The sequence below is a fragment of the Pseudomonas sp. I2 genome, assembly GCF_040984075.1.
GTDB classification, from domain to species: Bacteria; Pseudomonadota; Gammaproteobacteria; order Pseudomonadales; family Pseudomonadaceae; genus Aquipseudomonas; species Aquipseudomonas guariconensis_B.
The window spans coordinates 12,168-34,878 of the sequence record NZ_JBCGFQ010000032.1 but is presented as its reverse complement, the minus strand read 5'-3'; the positions used below and the strand labels follow the sequence as shown (position 1 = coordinate 34,878).

General features: G+C 66.0%; 18 protein-coding genes. 3 read left to right on the top strand and 15 right to left on the bottom strand.

Annotated elements, in window-relative coordinates; genetic code table 11:
- Window positions 1-86: 86 nt before the first annotated feature.
- Window positions 87-644 (top strand): WYL domain-containing protein, encoded by a 558-nt coding sequence (locus WCE05_RS17130; protein WP_225787688.1) that lies wholly within the window; start codon window positions 87-89, stop codon window positions 642-644.
- Window positions 645-690: 46 nt separating this feature from the next.
- Here the strand turns inward: WCE05_RS17130 and WCE05_RS17125 are convergent, their stop codons facing one another.
- From WCE05_RS17125 to bcsE, 13 genes are all read right to left on the bottom strand, one after another.
- Entirely contained in the window at window positions 691-1,554 is an 864-nt protein-coding gene (locus WCE05_RS17125; RefSeq protein WP_225787689.1) for an ABC transporter permease, read from the bottom strand.
- A gap of 14 nt (window positions 1,555-1,568) precedes the next feature.
- The gene (locus tag WCE05_RS17120; RefSeq protein ID WP_225787690.1) at window positions 1,569-2,432 is read right to left on the bottom strand and encodes an ABC transporter ATP-binding protein; all 864 of its coding nucleotides are present in this window, start codon (window positions 2,430-2,432) and stop codon (window positions 1,569-1,571) included.
- A 6-nt stretch (window positions 2,433-2,438) separates the two neighbouring features.
- Entirely contained in the window at window positions 2,439-3,458 is a 1,020-nt protein-coding gene (locus tag WCE05_RS17115) for an ABC transporter substrate-binding protein (RefSeq protein WP_253103454.1), read from the bottom strand.
- Window positions 3,459-3,477: 19 nt separating this feature from the next.
- Complete coding sequence (locus tag WCE05_RS17110; RefSeq protein ID WP_368816214.1) at window positions 3,478-4,377, bottom strand: TauD/TfdA dioxygenase family protein; 900 nt, start codon at window positions 4,375-4,377, stop codon at window positions 3,478-3,480.
- Between the two features lie 274 nt (window positions 4,378-4,651).
- A complete protein-coding gene (gene bcsC / locus WCE05_RS17105; RefSeq protein WP_368816213.1) occupies window positions 4,652-8,161 on the bottom strand; it encodes a cellulose synthase complex outer membrane protein BcsC in 3,510 nt (1,169 codons plus the stop codon).
- A complete protein-coding gene (gene bcsZ, locus WCE05_RS17100; protein ID WP_225787694.1) occupies window positions 8,149-9,261 on the bottom strand; it encodes a cellulose synthase complex periplasmic endoglucanase BcsZ in 1,113 nt (370 codons plus the stop codon). The genes bcsC and bcsZ overlap by 13 nt, the downstream gene beginning before the upstream one ends.
- A 2-nt stretch (window positions 9,262-9,263) precedes the next feature.
- A complete protein-coding gene (bcsB, locus tag WCE05_RS17095) occupies window positions 9,264-11,543 on the bottom strand; it encodes a cellulose biosynthesis cyclic di-GMP-binding regulatory protein BcsB (protein ID WP_368816212.1) in 2,280 nt (759 codons plus the stop codon).
- Complete coding sequence (bcsA, locus tag WCE05_RS17090; RefSeq protein WP_368816211.1) at window positions 11,540-14,152, bottom strand: UDP-forming cellulose synthase catalytic subunit; 2,613 nt, start codon at window positions 14,150-14,152, stop codon at window positions 11,540-11,542. The genes bcsB and bcsA overlap by 4 nt, the downstream gene beginning before the upstream one ends.
- On the bottom strand, window positions 14,149-14,856 hold the full coding sequence (gene bcsQ, locus WCE05_RS17085) for a cellulose biosynthesis protein BcsQ (RefSeq protein WP_253103458.1): 708 nt from the start codon (window positions 14,854-14,856) through the stop codon (window positions 14,149-14,151). The genes bcsA and bcsQ overlap by 4 nt, the downstream gene beginning before the upstream one ends.
- Entirely contained in the window at window positions 14,853-15,068 is a 216-nt protein-coding gene (bcsR, locus tag WCE05_RS17080) for a cellulose biosynthesis protein BcsR (RefSeq protein WP_225787698.1), read from the bottom strand. Before bcsR ends, bcsQ begins: the two co-directional genes overlap by 4 nt.
- Window positions 15,065-16,678: a cellulose biosynthesis protein BcsG gene (gene bcsG / locus WCE05_RS17075; protein ID WP_368816210.1), complete on the bottom strand. Its 1,614-nt coding sequence runs from the start codon at window positions 16,676-16,678 to the stop codon at window positions 15,065-15,067. Before bcsG ends, bcsR begins: the two co-directional genes overlap by 4 nt.
- Window positions 16,671-16,847 carry a cellulose biosynthesis protein BcsF gene (gene bcsF, locus WCE05_RS17070; protein ID WP_368816209.1) on the bottom strand — a complete coding sequence of 59 codons (177 nt, stop codon included), beginning with the start codon at window positions 16,845-16,847 and terminating at the stop codon, window positions 16,671-16,673. The genes bcsG and bcsF overlap by 8 nt, the downstream gene beginning before the upstream one ends.
- A complete protein-coding gene (gene bcsE, locus WCE05_RS17065; RefSeq protein WP_368816208.1) occupies window positions 16,844-18,274 on the bottom strand; it encodes a cellulose biosynthesis protein BcsE in 1,431 nt (476 codons plus the stop codon). Before bcsE ends, bcsF begins: the two co-directional genes overlap by 4 nt.
- 334 nt (window positions 18,275-18,608) lie before the next feature.
- Between bcsE and WCE05_RS17060 the strand changes: the two genes are divergently transcribed.
- Window positions 18,609-18,950: a tryptophan synthase subunit beta gene (locus tag WCE05_RS17060; RefSeq protein WP_368816207.1), complete on the top strand. Its 342-nt coding sequence runs from the start codon at window positions 18,609-18,611 to the stop codon at window positions 18,948-18,950.
- Window positions 18,951-19,016: 66 nt separating this feature from the next.
- Here WCE05_RS17060 and lapD read toward each other — a convergent pair whose 3' ends face one another.
- Entirely contained in the window at window positions 19,017-20,963 is a 1,947-nt protein-coding gene (gene lapD / locus WCE05_RS17055; RefSeq protein ID WP_368816206.1) for a cyclic di-GMP receptor LapD, read from the bottom strand.
- A gap of 10 nt (window positions 20,964-20,973) precedes the next feature.
- Complete coding sequence (gene lapG / locus WCE05_RS17050) at window positions 20,974-21,735, bottom strand: cysteine protease LapG (protein WP_225787703.1); 762 nt, start codon at window positions 21,733-21,735, stop codon at window positions 20,974-20,976.
- A 207-nt stretch (window positions 21,736-21,942) separates the two neighbouring features.
- Here lapG and WCE05_RS17045 point away from each other — a divergent pair, with 207 nt between their 5' ends.
- Window positions 21,943-22,635 carry a GntR family transcriptional regulator gene (locus WCE05_RS17045; RefSeq protein WP_225787704.1) on the top strand — a complete coding sequence of 231 codons (693 nt, stop codon included), beginning with the start codon at window positions 21,943-21,945 and terminating at the stop codon, window positions 22,633-22,635.
- Window positions 22,636-22,711: the final 76 nt, after the last annotated feature.

Below are 22,711 nucleotides of genomic sequence, written 5' to 3'. Positions count from 1 at the left end.
TTGATCTGAGCACGGCATGGCTAATTGCCATGCCCCTATCATTGCCGCCATGCTATTGCGGCAAGCCTAGACAAGGACGTTACCTTTTGCCGTTCGCCACCACTCGAGCCACCCTCAGCCGTCAGTGGGCGCTGTTGCGCCAACTGCCCAGCCGCTCTCCAGGCATCACCAGCGCCGAACTGGTATGGCGCCTGCGCGATGTAGGCTTCAACGTCAGCAAGCGCACGGTCGAGCGCGACCTCAATGAGCTGTCGCTGATCTTCCCGTTGGAGCGCAATGACAAGAGCATTCCATTCGGCTGGCACTGGTCGGCCAGTGCCGTGGGCGAATTGCGGGGCAATTTCGACCTGCAGGGGTATCTGCGCAGCGACACACTGCAGCCGCCCCAGGGTGAAGGCCTGGAGCTGCAGGCCTGGATCAGCGACGCCCTGGCACGCCAACTGCGGGAGGCGCCGCTGACCGCCGACATGCAGCTCACCGCGCAGGAACAGGGGCACCGGTTGCGGGCTACGGTCAGCGATGGCTGGCCGCTGCGCTGGTGGTTGCTGAGCCAGGGGGATGGCTTGGTGGTGGAGCAGCCGCGGGAGTTGCGCGAGGAGATTGCCAGGACGTTGGCCAAGGCGGCGGCGTTGTATCGGGACTAGGGGCTGCCTTGCCGGCGATGGGCCGCGAAGCGGCCCCACCTGGCAGCTACCGCTGCATCCCCCAACGCCTCACGGTCAACCGCTCCAGGGTATTGAACACCAGCCCCTCCACCAGCAGCCCGATGAGAATCACCACCGCCAGCCCGGCAAACACCTTGTCGGTGTACAACTCGTTGCGGTTCTGGAAGATGTACCAGCCCAGCCCGCCCTTGCCGCTACTGGCGCCGAACACCAGCTCGGCGGCGATCAGCGTGCGCCAGGCGAAGGCCCAGCCGATCTTCAGCCCCGAGAGGATCGACGGCAGCGCCGCCGGCACCAGGATGTGCAGCACCAGCCGCAGGCCGCGCAGGCCATAGTTGCGCCCGGCCATGCGCAGCGTCTCGGAAACCCCCAGGAACCCCGCATAGGTGTTCAGCGCCAGGGCCCAGAGCACCGAGTGCACCAGCACGAAGATCAGGCTGTTGTCGCCCAGGCCGAACCACAGCAAGGCCAGCGGCAACAGCGCGATCGCCGGCAGCGGGTTGAACATCGACGTCAGGGTGCCCAGCAGGTCGCGGCCGAGCTGGGTCGACACCGCCAGGCTGGTCAGGCCGAAGGCCAGGACAATGCCCAACACATAGCCCTTGAGCAGCACCACCAGCGAAACCCCGACCTTGGCCAGCAATTCGCCACTGAGCAGGCCATCCCACAGTGCCGTAGCGGTCTGCAGGAAGCTGGGCAGCAGCAAGTCGTTGCCGGTGTAGTGGGCGGCTGCCTCCCAGAGAGCGGCCAGCAGCACCAGGATCACTGCCTTGCGCAGCCAGCCCTGCTGCCACAAGCGCTGGACGATGGGCAGTTCGCGCTCGAGCGCTACCCCTGGCAGCGGCGCCAGTTGCACCTCGTATTCCTGCCGTGCAGGTGTGGTCGTCATGGCTGAGGCTCCTGTCAGTAGGCGATGCGAATATCGTTGAAACCCAGCTCGCCCGCCTGTTCAGGCTCGCTGGCCTCGTCGAACAACAGGCGGTGGATGCGCCGGGCGCTGGCCTGGAAGTCGACGCCACCGAGGCTGCCCAGGTCGTACTGGTGGCTGTGCACCTCGGCACGCACCCGCCCGGGATGGGGCGAGAGCAGCAGGATGCGGTTGCCCACCACCAGCGCTTCCTCGATGGAATGGGTGACGAACAGCAGGGTGAAACGCACCTCCTCCCAGAGCAGTAACAGCTCTTCCTGCATCTTGCGTCGGGTCAGGGCGTCGAGCGCGGCGAACGGCTCGTCCATGAGCAGGATCTTCGGCTGGGTGGCCAGGGCCCGGGCGATCGCCACCCGCGCCTTCATGCCGCCGGACAGGGTATGCGGGTAGGCATCGGCGAACGCCGCCAGGCCGACCTTCTCCAAGTAGTGCAGGGCCCGCGCCTCGGCCTCGACGCGCTTGAGCTGCCCGGACACCAGCAGGGGGAACATGACGTTCTGTTTCACCGTCTTCCAGGGCGGCAACTGGTCGAACTCCTGGAACACCACGATGCGGTCAGGACCGGGGCCACGCACCGGCTGGCCCTGCAACAGGACCTGGCCCTCCCGCGGTTCGATGAAGCCGGCCACGGCCTTGAGCAAGGTGGACTTGCCGCAACCGGAAGGCCCCAGCAGGACGAAACGGTCGGCACGGTCGACTTCGAAGCTGACCTGGTGGGTGGCCCGCACCACGCGCTGCGCCGTGCGGTACTCCAGGCTGAGGTTGTCCACCTGCAGCAGCGGTGGTGTGGCGACATGGCTCAGGTTGCTGGCCGTGTGGCCTGGCAATGGGGCGGTCATGGGCGATCAGCTCCCCTGCAGCGGGCGTTCGTCCTGGAAGAAGTAGTCCTTCCACGACTCGGGCTTGTGCTTGATGGCGCCGACCCGGTAGAGGAAATCGGCCAGCTTGTAGGTGTTCTTCGGCGTGACGGTGAACTCGTACTGAGGGTTGTCGATCAGGCGAATCAACGCGTCGCGGTCGATCTTGGCCTGGGTCACGCGGATGTAGGTGTCGGCCGCGGCGGCCTTGTCCTTCTGAGCGAAGTCCGCTGCCTCGGCCAGGGCATCGACGAAGGCCTTGTAGGTCTTGGGGTTGTCCTTGCGGAATTTCTCGGTGGCGAATAACAGGGTCGGCGAGTTGGGGCCGAGCAGGTCGTAGCTGTTCAGCACGACATGCACATCCTTGTTGGCCAGGACCTGGTCCTGGAACGGCGGGTTGGAGAAGTGCCCGTTGAGTTCGGTGCCGCCGGCCAGCAGGGCCGCGGTGGCGTCCGGGTGCGGCACGGCCAGGGTGTATTTGTCCAGGCGCGCGTACTCCTTGTCGCCCCACTGCTGGGCGGCGGCGTACTGGAGGAAACGCGACTGCACCGACACGCCCACGGCAGGCACGGCGATACGGTCCTTGTCGCTGATATCGGCGATGGTCTTGACGTTGGGGTTGCTGCTGACCAGGTAGTACGGGAAGTTGCCGAGCGACGCCACGGCCTTGACGTTCTGCCGGCCGCGGGTGCGGTCCCAGACCGTGAGCAGCGGCCCGACGCCGGCACCGGCGATGTCCACCGAGCCGGACAGCAGCGCGTCGTTGATCGCCGCGCCGCCGGAGAGCTGGGCCCAGTCGACCTGGATGTCGATACCCTGCTCCTTGCCGTGTTTCTCGATCAACTGCTGGTCGCGGACCACGTTGAGCAGCAGGTAGACGATGCCGAACTGCTCGGCGATGCGGATCTTGCCTTCGGCCTGGGCCACGCTGGGGGCGGCCAGGCTGCCGACGACCAGGCTGGCGCCCAGGCCGATGCTCGCCGCCAGGCGGCTGATGGATTTGCGCATGGGAACTCTCCTGATGAGGTCAGAACGGGGCATCGCCCTGGATGGTGGTGCGGTACAGCTTGCGCCGCAGGTGTGCGGGGCAGCCGGTGGCCAGGTGGATCAGCGAGCGGTTGTCCCAGAACACCAGGTCATGGGGCTGCCACTGATGGCGGTAGATGTTCGCTTCGAGCACGCTCAGGGCGTAGAGCTGCTGCAGCACATCGCGGCTTTCGTCCTCCGGCAGGCCGACGATGCGCGTGGTGAAGCCTTCACTGACGAACAACGCCTTGCGGCCGTTTTCCGGGTGGGTGCGCACGATGGGGTGGATGACTTCCTTGACCTGGGCGAGCTGCTCGGCGGTCAGGGTCGGTCGCCAGTTACCCTCGAACCGGGTCTCGGCGTAACGCGCGGTGTAGGAGTGTGCCGCACTGCGCCCCTCGACCACCTTGCGCAGCGCTTCGGGCACCGCCTCCCAGGCCTTGTGCATGTCGGCGAAGAGGGTGTCGCCGCCTTCGCTGGGCAGCTCCTGGGCGTGCAGCATGGAACCAAGGCTTGGGAGCTCCTTGTAGGAGAGGTCCGAGTGCCAGAACTTGCCGGCATCGCCCAGGCCGATGTTGCGGCCGTCTTCGATGATGTTGGAAACGATGAGGATCTCAGGGTGCCCTTCGAGCAGGAACTGCTTGAGCACGTGGATCTGCAGCTCGCCGAAACGGCGGCTGAAGGCGATCTGCTGCTCTGGAGTGATGCGCTGGTCGCGAAACACCAGGACGTGGTGGCCGAGGTGGGCGCGATGGATTCGGCTGAAATCCTCGGTGTTGACCGGCCTGGCCAGGTCGAGGCCGACGATCTCGGCGCCGACGGCACCGGCGAACGGGCGGATTTCAAAGGATTGCGGCTGGGCGCTGTCGATGGACGACAAGGCGTTCGAGGCGGCTGGCATTGTTCACTCCCACGCAGTGCGCGACTTCAGGGCGCGCAACGATTAGAAACGCACGGGGATTTCCCGTGTGGGTTCAGGTCGTGCGGCGCGCCGATTGGTCGGCAGGTACGCAGTGGGAGTAACTATAAAAGCATAAGAAATATTCTTTAAATATCTTTAAAGAATATTGATATGGCGGGTTTCATGGCCTTTCGAGATGCCGATCGGGCTCAGCGGTGTTCGCAGAGCAGGTGTCATGCAGCAGATTCTGGGCTGCTTCGCAGCCCCACTACACTCACCGCCACTCGCTGTAAGGCTCCAGGGGCTGCACCGGCAGCAGAAGGTTGCCGCGCCACGGGTCGAAGAGGTAGCGCACGTAGAGCATGGCGTGGCTCGGCGCATAGTCGTCGCTGTATCGCCAGTCGAAGCCGCCACCAAGCGCCCAGTGGTCGCTCAAGCGCCGCTCGAACAACCCCCTGAGGTGGTAGCCCAGGCCATTGCTGGTACTCCCCTCGCTGACGTCGCCGATGTTCGAGGTGGCGATGTCATAGCGATCCAGCGCCTTGGCGTTCAGCGAACCTTTCGGGTAACGCGGCCGGCTGCCGCTCCTGGCCTGGGACCAACTGACCGAACTCTCCAGCAGCACCGACCAATCGTAGTTGCGCCAGGCGTAGCTGAACGGCACGCCGATGGAGTTGTAGCGCTCCGGGCTGTAGTAGCCACCCTGGCCCAAGGTGTAGTCGCCCAGGTCCTTGTCGTGGCGCCAGTGCATCACGGTAAGGCCGATGCGCATGCGCTCATCAGCCCTTTCCACCAGGCGGTAGTAATAACCCGCCATGGCCCGGGTCCGCTGGTTATCGGCAACGTTCTCGCCACGCAGCCAGTGATGGCCGAGGCTGGCCCAGACGCCATCATCGCCACCCTGGTCCCAGCTCAGGCCAAACGTGGCGCCGTTGGCAGTGACACCCCCCCAGCGTATGCCGGTACGCGGGTCCTTGGCGCCGCCAAAGGACAGCAGCGAGTTGCTCATCGGCCGCCGCGAGGCGGTCAGCGACCAGCCGTATTGCCCCAGGTCACCATTGACCGTAGCGCCGCCGAGCCAGTTGTCGACCTCGAAGCCATCGGTGGTGCCCAGGTCGGCGGCCCAGCGCTCACCTTCCCAGCCCAGCGCCATGATCCGGCCATTGGCGCGTTGCCTACCGCCGACACACCCCGACTCGAGCTGTTCGCCCGAGACCTGACAGGTGCCGAAGGCCTCGCGATGCAGGCCATCGTCATCCAGGTCGAAGCGCCCGGCATCCAGGCCGATCCGCTCGAGCCGGACGAACGCCTTGCCGTCCTGCCAAGGTGCGTCGGCATGCAGCAGGGTGGATTGGGTGGCCAGCCTGGAAATCCCGGCGGTACCGCTGTCATTGCGCCAGCCATAGTCGTGCATCAGGGTGATGCTGGGGTTGTGCCGTCGATACAGTTCGTCGACATCGCTGCGCAGGCTGCGCGCCAGCCAGTCGTCCTCATCACGCGCCCGGCTGGCGAAGGTCAAGGCACGGTCGTCACGCGGTGCCACCGCGTGGCGGTCCAGCAGGTCGGCATCGGCCATCGCCGCGGCGTACACGTCCAGTGCCCGCTGTGGCGCCTGCGCGCTCGCCAGGCGCGCGGCATCGCGGCGCAGCAGCGGGTCAGGTTGCGTCTGCTCGGCCAGCAGCCGGTCGAGCAGCGTCGCGGCTTTGTCTCGCTCGCCGACCGCCAGCCAGGCATTGGCCAGGCGGCGCTGGGCGTCATTCTGCCCAGCAGGGAAGTGCACCGGGTGTCGCTCAAGCGCCTGGCGAGCTCGCGGCAGGTCGCCTTCGGCGATCCAGCTTTCGATCAGGCCAAGACGCGCCTCGGGCTGCTCCGGCTGACGCGCCAGCACGCGCGCGTAATACGCCTGGGTAGCCTTGTGGTCACCGCGGGTCATGGCCCAGTCGGCCAACGTCAGCAGGTCATCGGGGTCGCCCTCGCCGCCGGCCAGGCTGGCCTCCAGCAGTGCCGTAGCCTCGGCTTCGCGCCCCTGGTCGCGCAGCTGCCGGGCCTTGGCCAGGGTCACGCGGCGACGCACGCGCTGATCCAACGTGCGCATGTCGTCGCTCCAGGCGCCCTTCGGTACGCGAGCCAGGCTGTCCAATGCCAGCGCATCGCGATCAGTGGATTCCAGGAACAGGCCATGGGCATAACGGGCCGCCGGGGCAGCCGGGTGACGCCGCAGCAGCCTGGCGAATGCGGCATCGGCCTCGCTCAGGCGCCCCTGTTGATGCAGGCTGCCGGCCAGCGAATAAACGAGCCACGGCTCATCGGGCGCGAGCTCGACGGCCCGGTCCAAGGCCTGGCTCGCCGCGAGCCAGTCCTGCCGCTGCATGGCAGCGTCACCCTCGCCACGCAACCGCTCCAGTTCCAGACCACGGCGCAGGTCGGCGAACGCTGCCTGTTGCCGGGGCGGCAGCCCGTCCAGGTAGGCTCGGGCCTTGTCCGGCGATTGCGCCTGGTAGATCCGCAACAGGCCACGCACGGCGCTCTCGTTGTCCGGTGCCAGGCGCCGCGCCTGGAGGAACAGGCGTTCGGCCGTGGCCTGGTCGCCTTCGGCCACGGCGACATCGGCCAGCCCGAGCACGGCGAACTCATCCCCAGGGCGCTGCTTGCGCGCCTGCTGGTAGAGCGACCGGGCAAGCGGGACATTGCCCTGCTCCAGGGCCAGGTCGGCCTTCTTGAGCTGGCCCCAGTAGCGACTGGACGCTTCCAGGTCGTTCCATTTGCTCATCCAGTGGGTGTCCTGCTCCTTGCTGGCGGCCAGCCGGAAGGCAGCATTGGCGTCCTCATAGCGGCGCTGCCCCATCAACGTCGAACCCAAGGCGCCGTGCAGCCTGGCATCGCCAGGATACTGGCGCAGGGCCCGGCGCAACTGGGCCTCGGCCTCGATGTAGCGTCCCTGCTCGAGCAGGCGCAGGCCATGCTGGCCCGCCTGCCAGGCGGGATCGGCGACCAGGCGGCGCTGCTGTGCCAGTACTTCACCGGCCTTGGGCAGCAGCGGTGAGGCCGGGTAGCGCTGGACGAACGCTTGCCAGGCGGCAACGCTGTCACGGCTCACCGATTGCTCGGACAGGTAGTCGAACTCCCGCTGGGCAGCCGCATCGCGTGCACCTGGGTCGCGGGACAATTGCTCCAGCACGGCCAGGGCCTCGGTATCGCGGTTCTCGGCGAACAACAACCCCACCAGCGTCTGACGCAACGCGGCATTGCCTGGGTACTGGCGATCCAGCGCCTGCAGCCGGTCGATCGCTTCCAGGCGCTGGCCGGGCACGTTGCTGCGCACGCGCCAGTAGTCCAGCGCCAGGTCCAGGCTCGGCGGATCACCGGCGAACAATTGCTCGTACAAAGCGGCCGCCTCCACATTGCGGCCAGTGATCGCCATCAGGCGAGCCTGCTGCAGGCGCCGGTTGCCTTCAGGCTGCTGCAGCTCGAGCAGACGCCTGGCATTGCGTTCCTGCACACTGCCAGGCGCCACCTGGCTGATACGCGCCAGCAACTGGCTGGCCTGTGCCTCGTCGCGCTCGCGCAGAGCCAGGCGCAACGACGCCAGCAACACCTCGGCATCGCCCGGTTCAAGCAGACGCAAGCGACCCAAGGCATCGCGCACCAAGTCATCGCGGTGCAACGCCTCGCCCATGCGGATCTGCTCGAGCAGCCATTGACGCTGCTCGTTGCGGTCGCTCGGTTGCGCCGCGACCTGGCTGGAAAGCCCTGCCAGCAACACGATGCCAATCAATCGGTACATGACGCACTCCAGGCCGGCAGCAGCCGCCCCGCTTTGTCGAAGCGATAACGCGCCTCATCCCAGCCCTGGCCGAACAGCGCCAGCACCTGGTTGTAGTAGGCACGGGGCTCGATCGCCTGCTCTTGCAGACGCAGCCGTTGGGCCCTCAGGCCTGGGCCGGCGTCAGGCGCCACGGCCAGCAAGGGCAGCAGCGCGGCCGAGAAGCCTCCCGGCCCGGCACCGCTCGCCTGGCCACTGCGCACATCCACGGTTTCCGGTGGCTGACCGTTTCGCACCGTCAGCGCGACCATCGGCGCGAAGTGGTGCTGCAGTTCGACACGTTGCGCAGCATCCTTGGCGAGCATGCCGAGCCACAGGTAGACGCGGATGGCGTCATAGGCACCGGTATTGCCGTGCTGCGGGTCCGGCGCGATGGTGCCGGCAGCGGTCCACAGCAACCAGTCCGGCGCAAACCCTTTCGCAGAGGCCTCGCGCAGCAGGCGGCGGGTATTGCCGGCGAGCTCGCCCCACAGCGGGTCGACCTGGGCGAATCGGTCGAGCAGTTGCAGGGGCAGGTAGCTCAGGTTCAGGCGCCAGCCCTGTGCATCCTCGAAGCCATGGTCGGCCGGCAGCAGCATCACCCCCAGGCCGGGCAGCTTGCGCAGTGTCTGGGCGGCGATGCGCCAGAGCAGGTGCTGGCCGAGCTGGGTATAGCCGGGCGCCTGCCACAGTCGGCCGGCTTCGAGCAGGCTGTAGGCGATCCACAGGTCGGCATCGCTGGCATTGTTGGCGTCGAGCACCTGCCATTGCCCCTGGGCGTCGCGTCCCCACAACCAGGCCGGCAGATGACGGGCCAGGTCACCCTGGGCCAGGTTGTTGGTGGTCCAGCGCAGCAACTGCGCGAAGGTCGCCCGATCATTGTTCACCAGGGCGAAGAACAGGCCGTAGCTCTGCCCTTCCGAGGTGGTGATCAGGCGCGCGTCACTGGGGTCGATGACCCGCCCGTCCCCGCTCACCAGCGCCGTCTTGAAGCGCTCCCAGGCCGGCCATGCGCAGGTTGGCGCTGCACCGGCGACCGTGGGCAGGGCAAGCGCCAAAAGCAGTAGCACAAGCCGCCGCATGTTCAGCCTGCCTCGCCCAGTCGGCGCCGGGCGGCCCAACGCAGCGCGCGCCACAGCAAGAAGGCGAACAGCACCACGCTGACGGCAGCGACAAGTGCAAGCAGCACCGGGTGCTCGGACAGGTGGAACCACAGCAGCAGCCACCAGGGCAGCTGGCCGACGAAATAATGTTCGCCGACGAACTGGCTGCTCACCCCACTGCTGCGCGCCAGGGTGACCGAGCCCGCCACGGCGTCGAGCTTGCCGACATCGCCAAGGACATCACGCAGCAGCGCATGGTCGGCGTCGGTATTGGCCAACAGTGCGACCACGCTCCGTTGCTCATGGAACGGTGACTTGAGCCCGGTGATCGCGGCGATCGGCGCCTGGGCACTGACGTCCACGCGGCTGCTGGGCAATACCGATGCGGTGTCGAAGCGGTAGCTGCCAGGGAGCCCCGACGCACGCCCTTGCAACAGCCAATCACGCTGGGCATCGAGCAGCAGGCCGAGGTTGCGCTCCTGGCCCAGCGCCTGCGGCAACGTGCCGATCACCAACAGGTCGGCATCCACGGTGCTGGCCTGCTTCCAGTCATCGACAATGCGTACGCCCAGGGCCGGATAACCGACATGGCCGGCCACACCCGCCACCACGTCGAGCAAGGTCCCCACCTGCATCGGCGTGGGCTTGGCGGGCATCAGGATCAGCGTCTCGGACAAGTCGGCCATGCGGCTGAAAGGGAAGCCGCTGCGGGCGAAGGCACGCAAGTCGGGCATGGCGATGTAGTGGTGGTAGCCGGAGAGGTCGATCGTCGAGTTCTCGTCGATGGCTGCACGCACGTCCACCGGCAAGGAGGTCTGGCAGTGATCGCGCTGGGCACTGCCGAGCTTGCTGGCGAAGCTGAAGTCGAAACGCAGGCGGTTGCGGTCGCCGATCTTCAGCGCAGGTACCAGCGCCTGCTCGCTCAGCGCGGTGCTGTCGCTGGACAGGACACTCAGGCGCAGCTCTTCCAGCGTGCCGCCACGGCGATCGTTACCGACCAGCGGCATGCTGGTGATGTACTGGTCGTTGACGCTGATGCTCAGGCGCGACTCGTCGGTGACCGCTGGCGGTGTATAGCGATACAAGGTGCGCAGCGCAATACCCTGGTTACGCCAGACGAACAGGTCCGGCGGCAGGTTCACATCGAGCGTGATCGCCCTCGGCTGCAAGCCACTGACCTGCAGTTGCTGGGGGTAGTCGAGCAATTCGGCGAAGCGAACGGGGCGGTCGGTGCGGGTCCAGTTCGGTGCATCGTAGGGCTTGCGTGGCTGCAACTCGCTCATCTGCTCGACCGCCACCCGGGCGCCGCGGAACAGTTCGTTGCCCACCGCCAGCGCCGAGGCGGCCTTGACCAGGTCGGCGTCGTCGCGGCCCAGTACCAGCAGCAACTTGCTCCAAGGGTCTTGCGGGTGGTCGATCATCTGCACCACCGGGCCATCCACGCGTGGAAACCGCTCGTAATCGGCCAGGAACGAGGGACGGCGTTCATTGCTGGCGAAGACGATGGCCGGTTTCGGCCGCTCGCCAGCGACTGGCAGGCGATCGAAGAGCACCGGGAAGGTCGCCTTGCGCCAGCCGGCCTGGCTGCCGAAGTACGAAGACAGGATCGCAGCGGCACGCTGCTCGCCGAGGGTCGGGGTCGCGGCGAAGATCACCGGCAGGTCGACCTTGCCGGTATCCCTAGCATCGAAGAACGGCAGCGGGAAGAAGGCCAGGTCGTTTTCCATCGCCAGCGCCTGTTCGCGCAGGCGGACCTCGCTCTTGCGGTTGAGGTTCAGCCACAAGCCGCTGTGTGCAGGGTCTTCGCAGATGTCGGTGTAGTGACCCACGAACTCTAGGCGCACCCGGTTGAAATCGCCGATCAGCTTGGGGTCGAGGGGCAACTGGCGCTGCACGCGCTGACCAAGCTGCTCCTTCTCCACTGGCAGCACGCCCATCAGCTCGTCATTGAGGTAGACCCGCAGGTGCGACAGGGTCGGCAACAGTGCTGGCGACGGGGTGTAGTCCAGTTGCAGGAGCGCCTCGGTGGCCAGCCGATCGCGGCGCACGCCGAACTCGACCTGCTCGTTGTTGCGCACGCCGAGCAACAACGTATCGGCTGGGTGCCCAAGCTGCTCGAACGTCCTCGACACAGGCCAGTTGGGTACCACCGGCTCGGCAGGCGCATCGAGGGTGGCCGGGGTCGCGGCAGCGGTTACCTGGAACACGGAGGCGAGCAGCGCCATCGCCATGCCCCAGGCATGTGCGCAGTAACGGGTCATGATGCGTCTCGGGTCAGAAGGTTCGTGGAAGGGAGTGGGCGCGGGGTACGCGGCATGAAACTGGCCAGCCAGCGCACCAGCAGGACCAGGGGTTGCAGGGGCCCCAGCAGGCGGGCCGGGACGTGCTCGAGCAACTGCAGGTAGCCGACACCGCCCAGTTTCAGGACATCGACCAGGCTGCGCAGCGGGCGGTCGGGCTGGTGCTGCTCCTGCCAGCCCAGCCAGGCATCGGCGCGGGCGAAGGTGCAGTGCACCAGGTCGATGCGCTGTTGCACATCCAGCGCATCGAAGGTCAGGCCCAGGTGCCGGCCAACACGGCGGCTGACCCGTGCACCGAAGGCAAACTCACGCTCGCCACGGCTGAGCAGCAGGCGCACCCGCTCGCCAGGCATGGGTGCCAGGCCATCGCCCAGCTCCAGGCCGATGCCGCTATCGGAGTAGTCCACCAAGGTGCACGGGTAGGCGTGCCCGTTGTCCAGGACCAAGGCGGCCGGCAGGTGCATCCGTACCCGATGTGCGCGGCGCACCTGGCGAACCTCGGCCGCCACGGCCACCGCCGCGCCGATGATCAGCAGGTTGTAGATCACCCAGAGCGAACTGACGATGACCGTGCCGATCTCATCGACCGGGCCTGTGAACAAGCGCCAGGCGGCGAAACCGAGGCCCGCGAAATTGAGCACTGCCAACAACAGGTACGGCCGGGCGATACGCCAGTCGAACTGGCTCTGCTCCATCAACCCACCTTTGGCTGTGACGTTGAACGTGCCCTTCTTCGGCGCCAGCAGGGCGACCGTGGTGGGCCGGGCGATATACCAGGCCAGTACCGTCTCGTAGACCTCGCCCCAGAAGGTCTGCCGGTACTTGCCCTGCATGCGGGCGTTGGTCAGGCTGGCATGGATCATGTGCGGCAGTACGTAGAGCAGGATCATCAGCGCCGGTGCGTAGATGATGTAGGCATGCAGGAACAGGAATGCCAGTGGCGCGGTGAGGAACACCAGCCGTGGCAGGCCCGCCAGAAAATGCAGCATGGCGTTGGCGTAGCAGACCCGTTGGAACAGGCTCAGGCCACGGCCGAACAGCGGGTTGTCGGTGCGGAAGATCTGCACCATGCCGCGTGCCCAGCGGATCCTCTGGCCGATATGCGCCGACAGGCTTTCGGTGGCCAGCCCGGCAGCCTGTGGGATACGCAGGTAGGCTGAGTTCCAGCCCTGGCGATGCAGGCGCAGGGCGGTATGGGCGTCCTCGGTCACGGTCTCCACGGCGAAACCGCCGATGCTCTCCAGGGCGCTGCGTCGCAGCACGGCGCAGGAGCCGCAGAAGAAGGCGGCGTTCCACATGTCGTTGCCGTCCTGTATCAGGCCGTAGAACAGCTCGCCTTCGTTGGGCCGGCGGCGGAAGGTCCCCAGGTTGCGCTCGAACGGGTCGGGCGAGAAGAAATGGTGGGGCGTCTGCACCAGCGCCAGACGCGGGTCCTTGAGAAACCAGCCGACCGTCATCTGCAGGAAGGAGCGTACCGGCACATGGTCGCAGTCGAAGATCGCAACCAGTTCGCCATCGGTGACGCCCAGGGCATGGTTGAGGTTGCCGGCCTTGGCGTGCTTGTTGTCTGGCCGGGTGATGTAGCCGACGCCTACCTCGGCGGCGAAGGCGGCGAAGGCTTCCCGGCGTCCGTCGTCGAGCAGGTGGATACGCAGGCGCTCCCTCGGCCAGTCCAGGCCCAGGGCCGCGAGCACGGTGGTACGCACCACCGCGAGGTCCTCGTTGTAGGTGGGGATCATCAGGTCCACCGTCGGCCAGTGCGAAGGCTCGGCCGGCAGGGCCGCCGGCTTGCGCTCCAGGGGCCAGCAGGTCTGGATATACCCCAGGATCAGCACGAACCAGGAATAGGTCTCGGCAACCAGCAGGATCAGCCCACAGACCAGGTCCGTGGTGTCGTTCCAGTTCAGTGTCGAGGTATAGCGCCACCACAGGTAGCGGCAGGAAATGATCGTCGACAGCACGATCAGCATCAGTGTCGGAAAGCGGCCAGGCATGTGGCGCACCAGCAGGGCGATGCCCCATAGCAGCAAGATGAACACCAACTGCGCCAGATAGCCGAACGGCTCGGTCACGCACAGCAGCGCCAACGCCAGTGCGCACAAGGTGAGCACCGTATAGAACAGCCGTCGGGCGCCAACGCTCAGGCGTTGCAGGCCTTGGGCCGCCTCGCGTTGCAAGGCGTTGGTGCGCATGCGCCTGGGCACTTGCTGCAATCCTTCGATCAGGCACGCATGGTACGAACGCACACGTCTGGCCAAGCCACCGGCGATGCCACCCAGGGCCTGCCCGGCACGCGCCAGGAGGCCTGGGCTGCGTGGCCTCGGCTCACGCCGGATGAGCAGCCAGGCACCCTGGATCAGCAGGCGCAGCGGGTCACCCAGGGTCGGCCGCTTGCCGGCCACCTGCGGGAACAGCCGCCGACGGTCAGCCAGCAGCGCCTGCCAGGCTGGCGACTCCAGGCGCAACAGGAGAAAAGCGAGCCACGTGCCCAAGGTGAACAGCAAGGCCGTTGGCCAGCTTGCGCCTTGAGCGATGAAGTAGCCGTAGGGATTCGAAGGCGACAGCTTCATGACTGCCGCCTCGTCAGGCAGCGCACGGCCAGGCTCTGCACGTCACGGGTGGCCAGGCTCTGGGGCGCGTAGTGCCCGACCGGCGCCTTGCTGGCGAATGCCTCGGCAAAGGCCTCGTCACGGTGCACCACCTGCAAGGGCAGGCGGCGGTGGTAGAGCCTGCGCCAGACCATCAGCACATCACTCTGCAAGCGGCTGGCCGGGTCGAAACGGTTGACCAGCAACAAGTCGTAGCGCTCCAGCGCCCGACGCCCCAGCAGTACGTGGCTGGCCATCTCGGCCTCGGCGACCAGCACGCGCACGTCCGTTTCGAGGGCACTCAACGGGCCAGCCATGGGCAGGTCGAACAGCACCCAGTCGAAGTGCCGGGCCAATTGTGCCTGGCGTGGACGCCAGGCACCGGGCGTGATCTTGCCTGCCAGGCTGGCGTGGGCCGTTTCGTCGAGATCGCCGAATGGCATCACGCACAAGCCGTCGAGTACTTCGTACACCGGATCGTCGAACGGTCGCCCATCCAACTCGGCACGCGCCCAGCCGTCACCGCCAGCGAGCGGCAGGTTGAAGTGCAGCCCCAGCAGGTTGTCCGGGCACAGGTCGACCAGCAACACCCGCTCACCCAGTTCCCGCAGGGCATATCCCAGGGCAGCGAGCAGGGCGCTGCGACCCAGGCCACCACGCAGCCCGTGCAGTGCAAGGCTGGTCATGGCACGGTCGCCTTGGGAGCGGGCGCTGCTGGGTTGCCGAGTTCACCCAGCGCCCGCGTACAGCTTTCGCCCAGCAGTGGCCAACGCTCCAGCGCCTGGCGCACGCCAACCATCATGGAGATGTCCTGGTAATGCAGCTCTGGCAGGCCTAGGTGCTGACGCAGCCGGGTGATGTCATCGCTACGGTTGGCCGGGTCGGCTTTGCTCGTCATCGATTGCTCTCCTTGGGTAATGGCTGCCAGTCACGCTGCCCTTGCAGGCGCATGTAGGTGCTGCCCTGGAAATCCATTACCTGTGCACCGGAGGTCTCAGCCACGTGCTCGGTGGTGGGAAGGCCCTCGAGCAGGCCGGCCACGTCCAGCGTTTGCCCGGCGCCTTGGTTGGCGTAGATCCGGGACACCAGCTCGGACAGGGCCAGGTAGCTGGAGGGCGCCGCAACGCGAAGCGGCTCGCGGCGATCGGGTTGGTCCATGCCGATGAACTTCAGGCCCACCGGCACGTGGGTGATCGACGGCGTAGGGATCTCGCGCATGCCGGGCAGTTGCATGCGGTCGCCATGCAGCGCCGCGCCATGCTCCGGCACGATCGCCACCACGACACGCCGGCCGCTGCGCTGCAACTCATCGAGGAACTTGCCAAGCTCATCGAACAGGCGGTTCGCTCGGCTACCGTAGTCGGCGGCACGCGTGCCCCCATCGGCCATCACTACCCGGTTGCCGTCATGCAGGCTGATGGTGTTATAAAACAGCGAGACATGCGCCTCACCGGAAGCCAGGCGGCGCTCCCACCAGCGCTGCAGGACAGCCAGGTCACTGGCGATCGGCGAGCCATCGAAGCCGACCAGCGCGCGGGGAAAGTCGGCATTGGTCAACGCCGGCTGCGGCATGCGCTGGTTGACGATATCGCCCAGGAAGCCATCGAAATGCCCGCTGTGGTTGAGCAGTGTCTCGCGCTCGAAGCCCAGCCTGGCGAGGTTCTCGAACAGCAGGCACTGCTCAGGCGCCGGTTGGTACAGCATGTCGTGCGAGGCCTGGCCACAGCTGGCGCGCAGCATGCGAATGGCCGCCGGCCCACTGTACGAGGTGGCCGAGTTGAATTGCTCGAAGATCACGTCCAGGCGTGCGAACAGCGGGTTGTCGTGCAGGCCTACGGTCGAGAGATCATCCCAGGCGAGCGAACAGACGTTGATCACCAACAGGTCGAAGGGCTGCTCGTCGGGCCTTGCAGCCGGGAACAGGGTGGCACGCTGGCGCTCGCTGTCGAAGAAGCTTTTCAGCTTGGCATCGAGGGTGGCATTGTCGGCCACCGTAACAGTTGCCTGTTGCGTGGTGACCTCGGCCGTCGCCTGCCGCGAGACGACCGGCGCGATCGATGACAACCCGCTCGCGGCCAGCCACAACAGCCCGGCCAGGCTCAGGGTGCTCAGGCGCAACCAGTGACGCAGGTAAAAGTAAGCCACCACCAACAGCAGCAGGGTGCCCAACAGGTTCCAGTTGATGAAACGGCCCAGCAGCTCCAGCAGGTAGTCTGCGGTGAAGTCGAACACACCCGGCTGTGCCAGCAGCCGCTGGAACGGCGGGAGCCAGGTGTCCTGGTAGAACAGCACGATCCCGATCGGCACCGCCAGCAGCTGTCGCCCGATGCGCAGCCAGCGCCATGGCAGCGGCACCAGCAAGAACGCGGCGAAGAGCAGGTTGGGCAATGCCTGGAAATCCAGCAAGCCTGCACCGAGCATGAGGAACTTCGCCAGGAAATACAGGTTCCAGAGGCCCAGCCCCGGCCAACGGGCCAGCGGGTTGGCGATCGATGCCGGGCTATTCATGCCGGCTCTCCCCACGCCTACGCACGCCCAGGGCCTTCAGGCGTCGGGGCACCAGGCGGTGCTTGAGCCAACCCTGGATCAGGGTCTTCAGGTGCAGGATGGAAAGCACCAGGATCAATGTGACCAGCGCGGTGATGGCCATGACCTGCAGCAGTTGCGAGAAATTCATGCAGCTTCCCACTGCTGCAGCGATATCCGCCGGGGGTTCAGCGCCGGGCGTACCTGCGACAGCGGCATGCTGGCCGACTCGACGCTTGGCGATTCCGGCACGGTCTCGTCGAGAAATGCAGGGGCTTCCAAGGCACCGAGGTCATCGAGCAGCTCCTGGCCGATGAAGAGCTCCCGCCAGGACAACTGGAAGATATAGTCCAACGCCTGTTCGACACCCTCCGCCCGGCAGGCGAACAGGAACAGGTACAACACGCCATTGGCGATGCACGCGATATCGCCATCGCGGCGGAACAGGCTACGCGAGCAGGCCTGCAACGGCGACAAGCCGGGTGCAGGGCGCAACACCAGCAACTGATGGACGATCTCGCCATTGCGCCGGCCTTGCCACATCTGCTGTACCGCCTCGGCGAACACCCGCGGCGCCACAAGGCCACACACCGGTAGCGGCCTCAGCCGAGTGAGCAGTGCCTCGAAATCGCTGGGCAGGCGTCGGCGCCAGGCATAACCCTGAATGCTGTCGACCTGCGTCAGGAAGCGCGACAGGCTGGCACCGAAGGGTACGATCAGGCTGGCGCCACATGCCAGCAACAGTTGCTCGTCCTGGTATCGCAAGGTGGGCGCCATCTCGCGGACCACCAATTTCAACGCATTGCCGCGCAACTGGCGCAGGGTATGGAGTTGTTGGGCCAGGATGTCGAGCCGCTGCCCACCCTCCATGGCGAAGATCACCGTCGCCGATACCGCCACGCCGGCCCTGACGCCAAGTTCGGAAACACTGTCGAACAACTGCCAATGCTCGGAGAAGGCCGGTGCGCCCTCCAGAACCTTGCGCTGCGCCAGGCAAAGCAGTTCATCGCCCCCGGTCCTGCCCAGCGAATGAGGACGGCCAGCCAGTGCGAAACCACCGGCATCATGGGTGAGTTCGACATCCTCGGTACCGACGACACCCAGTGCATTGCTCCAGAAATGCAGCAGGTAACGCATGCCACCCTGGCCGCGATACAGTTGCGCCATGCCATCGAGATTCTGGTTGTGCGCTCTCAATTGCTCGACCAGCCAGACACTCTGGCCTTCGCTGACCACCAGCAGGACTGCCCCAGTGTCGCGCACGCGGTCTCGGACCTCGTGGCACCACTGGCCTATGTCCCCGCCCTCCCAGACAGCCGCAGGCAGGAAGGCAAGAACAAGCCGCCCGGACGCCTCTATGCGGGACAAGTCCTCGGCCAGGTGCAGGGCGGCTTGCCGGTCGGCCTCATACAACGCCATTTCGCCCGGGCCGAGATCCGGATCGAGCGCATCCAGCACTTCACGCATGCCTCGCGCATCGCTGATGAAGGCGGCCTTGGCGTCCTCTGCCATGGCGTTGACGACCTGACGGCAGACCATGGCGGCATCTTCGGCCGTATCGCACGCCAGCCAGTACACACCCTGTTCATGGAACCGGCCATGCTCGGCATCAAGGCCGGGTATGGCTGAAGAGAGAATATTTTTCGCCAAAACCGTGACTCTAAAAATTCGGGAGCGACGCCTACCGATTGCGGTAGGCGTCGCTCGCCTGAAGGGTCAAAGGGGCAAGATTTTTGACGCAGAAAAACGTCAAAAAAACATCAGAAAAGAAAGAATCTTGCGAATTACGTCAATTCTACAGCAGTCTGAAAAAATAATGTCAAGATGACATTTGTTAGGCCAGCGCAACAGGTCTTGGGATCCTTGCCTATGCTGCCTACGATGAAGGGGCAACCAGACGAGGATCGACGCCATGTTCTACGTGCAACGCGACGCCGCGGGTCAGCTGCTGCGGGTAGAGGCTGCCCCGTATGCCGGGTACACGGAAATCCTCCCGCCTGACGATGCCCGGGTCCAGGCGTGGTTCGCCGACGACGTGGTGGAAAACAGCCTCCGGCAGCTCAAGCAGAGCGACCTGGACATGATCCGCGTGCTCGAGGACCTCATCGAGGTACTGACCACCAAGGGGGTGATCAGCATCACCGACCTGCCCGCCGATGCCCAGGCCAAGCTGCTCAGCCGCTCCTCGGCGCGCAAGGCGCTGGGTGGGCTGAACAATCTGATCGAGGAAGATGAGGGAGGCGGCTTGATCTGACGACTGGAGGAGCGGGCTTGTCCGTACAACGCTGGCTGCGCTGCCAGGCAGAGGGCCTTCTCCCGGTCAGCGCCAAGGCGCAGGTTCGCCGACCCACTGCCCCTGGATACCTTGCACCCCCATCTCCCGCAGCACCTGCACCTCCCCTTCGCTTTCGACCCGCTCGGCGATCAGCGGCAGGTCGATGCTGTGCGCCGCCCGCTGGATCGCCTCGATGAACAGGCGCTTGTGCTGCTCCCGGTCGATGTTGCGGATGTAGCTGCCGTCGATCTTCAGGTAGGCAAGCCCCAGGTGGGCGAGGTTGCCGATCATGCTGAAGCGGCCACCGAAGCGCTGCAATGCAAGGCCGAAGCCCAGGCTGCGCAGGCGTCGGGTCAGGTGTTCGAGGAAGTCCTGCTCCGGCAATTGCTCTTCGCCAATCTCGAAGGTCAGCCGAGGCCCCAGCGCGGCGTTCTGGCCCAGCAGCTCATAGACCCGCCGCAGCGCCTTGTCGTCGGCCAGGGTCTCGGCCGACAGGTTCAACGCCAAGGCTTGGTCATGACCCTGGAGGTGCCCGAGCACCTTTTCCAGCACCAGCAGGTCCAGGCGTGGCATCCAGCCGAAGCGCTCCAGCCAGGGCAGGAAGCGGCCGGCGGCCTGCGTCTCGCCGTGCTCGTCGTGCAGCCGCGAGACGACCTTGTAGTGCAGCACCCGCCCAGGCGCCTGGCTGTCCACCACGGGTTGGAAGAACAGCTCGAACTGCCCTTTGGCCAAGGCCTGGTCGAGCCGCGTATGCCAGGCATGATGACTGTCGGCGGCCTGGACCGCGATGCCCTGCTCGAGGCAGACCCAGCCTGGCTCCGGCTGGCTTTCGGCCCGCGCCAGGGCCTCGTCGGCCAGCGTGAGCAGGGCATGCGGCGCATCGCCGGGGCTATAGGGCGCAAGGCCGATGCAGGCCACCGGGTCGACGTCGCTGGCGCCAGTCGTGTGCAGGCTCTGCAGGCTGGCCTCCAGGGCCTGGGCCAGTTGCACGGCTTCATCGTGGACCATGCCCGGCGCCAGCACGGCGAACTCGCCACCTCGGCTGCGGGTGATCAGGTCGTTGGTCTGTGGGTAGCTCGCGCAGATGCTCAGCAGTCGTTCCCCCACCGCCTGCAGCAACTGGTCGGTGCGCGGGCCGCCCAGGCGGGCATTGAGGCCGGTAAGGTCCTGGACACGCAGCAACAGCAGGTAACCGGCGCGCGCCTCCTCCGGATGGCTGACCCGGGCATTGAGTTGCATCTCGAAATAGCGCCGGTTGGCGAGCCCCGTGAGGCTGTCCTGGTAGGACTCGGCGTGCAGCTTCTCGCTGCGCTCGGCCTGTTCGGTGAACAGCGCCTTGAGCTTCTTGACCATCTGGTTCATCGCCAGCACCACCCGGCGCAGCTCCGGCGTGCGCGGCAGCTGCTGCGCACTGAGGAACTCGCGGCGGGCGATGGCCTGGGCCTGGGCGACCATGTAGTCCAGCGGCCGCAATTGGCGACGCAGCAACAGGGCACCGAGGGCTGCGCTGAGCGCACCGCACAGCAGCAGCCAGCCGAGGCTGCCCAGCGCACCCTGCCAGAGCTTGGCCAGGGCGAACATCGGGTGGCTGATCACCTCGACCCGCGCCGCCTGCTGCCAGCCACGGCTGACGATGGCATCGCCAGCGGCCGCCTCCAGCCCGATCAAGCGGACGAACCAGGCCGGCACGCCATCACGGTCAGGCTCGGCATGGCGCTCCACCAGCACGGCGTTGGAGCCCAGGTCGATGACCCTGATGCTCGCGTAGTAGCCACTGTCGAAAATGGAACTGACCATCAGCTCGACCATCGCCGGGTCATCGATATTCGGCGTCAGCGACAAGGCCAGCGCGGTCGCCGCGTCCTGGGCATGGGAGCGCAACTGGTTGACGTATTGACTGCGCGAGCTTTCCAGGCTGACCACGAAGCTGCCGCTGAAGGCGACCACCAGGAACAGGCAAATGGCAAGCAGCAATTGTTTGAACAATGACATCTGTGCTCCTTCAGTAGACCGGTTCGGCCGGGAACCCTTCGGCCTGCATTTTCTTCAGCACATCCTGCCAGCGGGACAGGCGCTTGGTGTCGCCGACCTTCCGGTTGCCGGAGGCACCGGTCAGCCACAGGCCCTCGCCGTTGAAGGCATACACCGGCAACAGGTCGGTACGCTCGCTGGCCGGCCGGATGGCGTCGATCAGGCTGTCGAGGACCAGCGGCTGGGCCTGTGGGCTTGAATAATAGGTCAGGACCATGTGCGCCCGGTTCTGCTGCAGCGCCTTGACGTAGGTGATGCGCAGCTTGTCGCGGGGGATGCCCATGCGCCGCAGGCTGAAATACTTGGCGATGGCGTAGTCCTCGCAATCGCCAGCCCCCTTGAGCAACGCCTGGATGGGCGTGGCCCAGTAGTCCACTTCGCGCCACAGGTCGATGTCTTCGACGTAGCGCAGCTGCTGATTGAAGAAGCGGTTGACCGCCTGCAGGCGCGCCATCTCGCTGCCCTGCCCGTGGGTGGACAACAGCGCCTGCCAGGCATCGATGCGTGCCTGGCCAGGGCCAAGGGGGCCATAGAGCCCCTGCGCACGCCGGCTGATCTGGGAAAAGTCCCATTCCGCACGCAGGCCGCCCAGCAGCAGGCCACCCAGCAACAGGGCCAGGCCGAGACGCCGTGCGGCCAGTGTGAGCATCCGGGGTATCGCCACTGCGAAGACCTGCTCAGACCAATCGAAAGCAGCGATGGTGCTGCCTGGGGGACGAAAAGACAATGGCACCGTACAATCACTGCTCGACGAACGAGGTGGGATGAATTTCCCAACCATCGAAGGGAATGTACGGCTTCCTTTGACCAACGACTTCCTTCACGATAGCTGCACGTTCCTGGCACGTGGCGTGCTTGTCATCGTGACAGTTTGACACCCCTCTCGCGAATAACTAGTTTAATTGGATCCAATCTTGGACATCATCGAGGCAGACCCCGCGTGGCCGAGAAAACCAGACTCCTGAGTACTGTGCTGGGCAGCGAACAGGTACCACCGCATCTGGCGCGTAGCGTGATCGAGGAACGCTTGCGCAGCGCCATTCTCGACGGCCGTCTGCCGCCAGGCACCGCCCTGCGCCAGCAGGAGATCGCCACGCTGTTCGGCGTCAGCCGCATGCCGGTGCGTGAGGCGCTGCGTCAACTGGAGGCGCAATCGCTGCTGCAGGTGGTCATGCACAAGGGAGCGGTGGTCGCGCCGCTGATCGGCGAGGATGCGGTCGACACCTATGCGCTGCGCGTGCTCCTGGAGTCCGAGGCCCTGCGTCAGTCGATCCCGCTGCTCGATGCCAGCGACATCGCCCTCGCCCGTGGCTATATCCATCAGCTGGAACATGAGACCCGTCATGCCGAGATCGGGCGTCTCAATCGCCTGTTCCACATGGCGCTCTACAGCAAGGCGAAGAACCAGAAGCTGCTGCGCATGATCGAGGTGGAACTCAACGAGGAGGAACGCTTCCTGCGCTTCCACCTGTCCTCGATGGGGCTGGGCAAGCTGACCCAGGACGACCATATCGCCCTGGCGGATGCGGCCAGCGACAAACTGGTGGACGAAGCCATCAGGGTCCTGGAGCGCCACCTGAACAATGCGGCGCGCACCATCAGGAACTACCTCGACAAGCAGCCGGCCAACTGACGGACGCCCCCGGTGTGGGGCTTGGCACGTTGTCCTCCTGGGCCGCTTCGCAGCCCCGAATGATGGCTGCGACCAG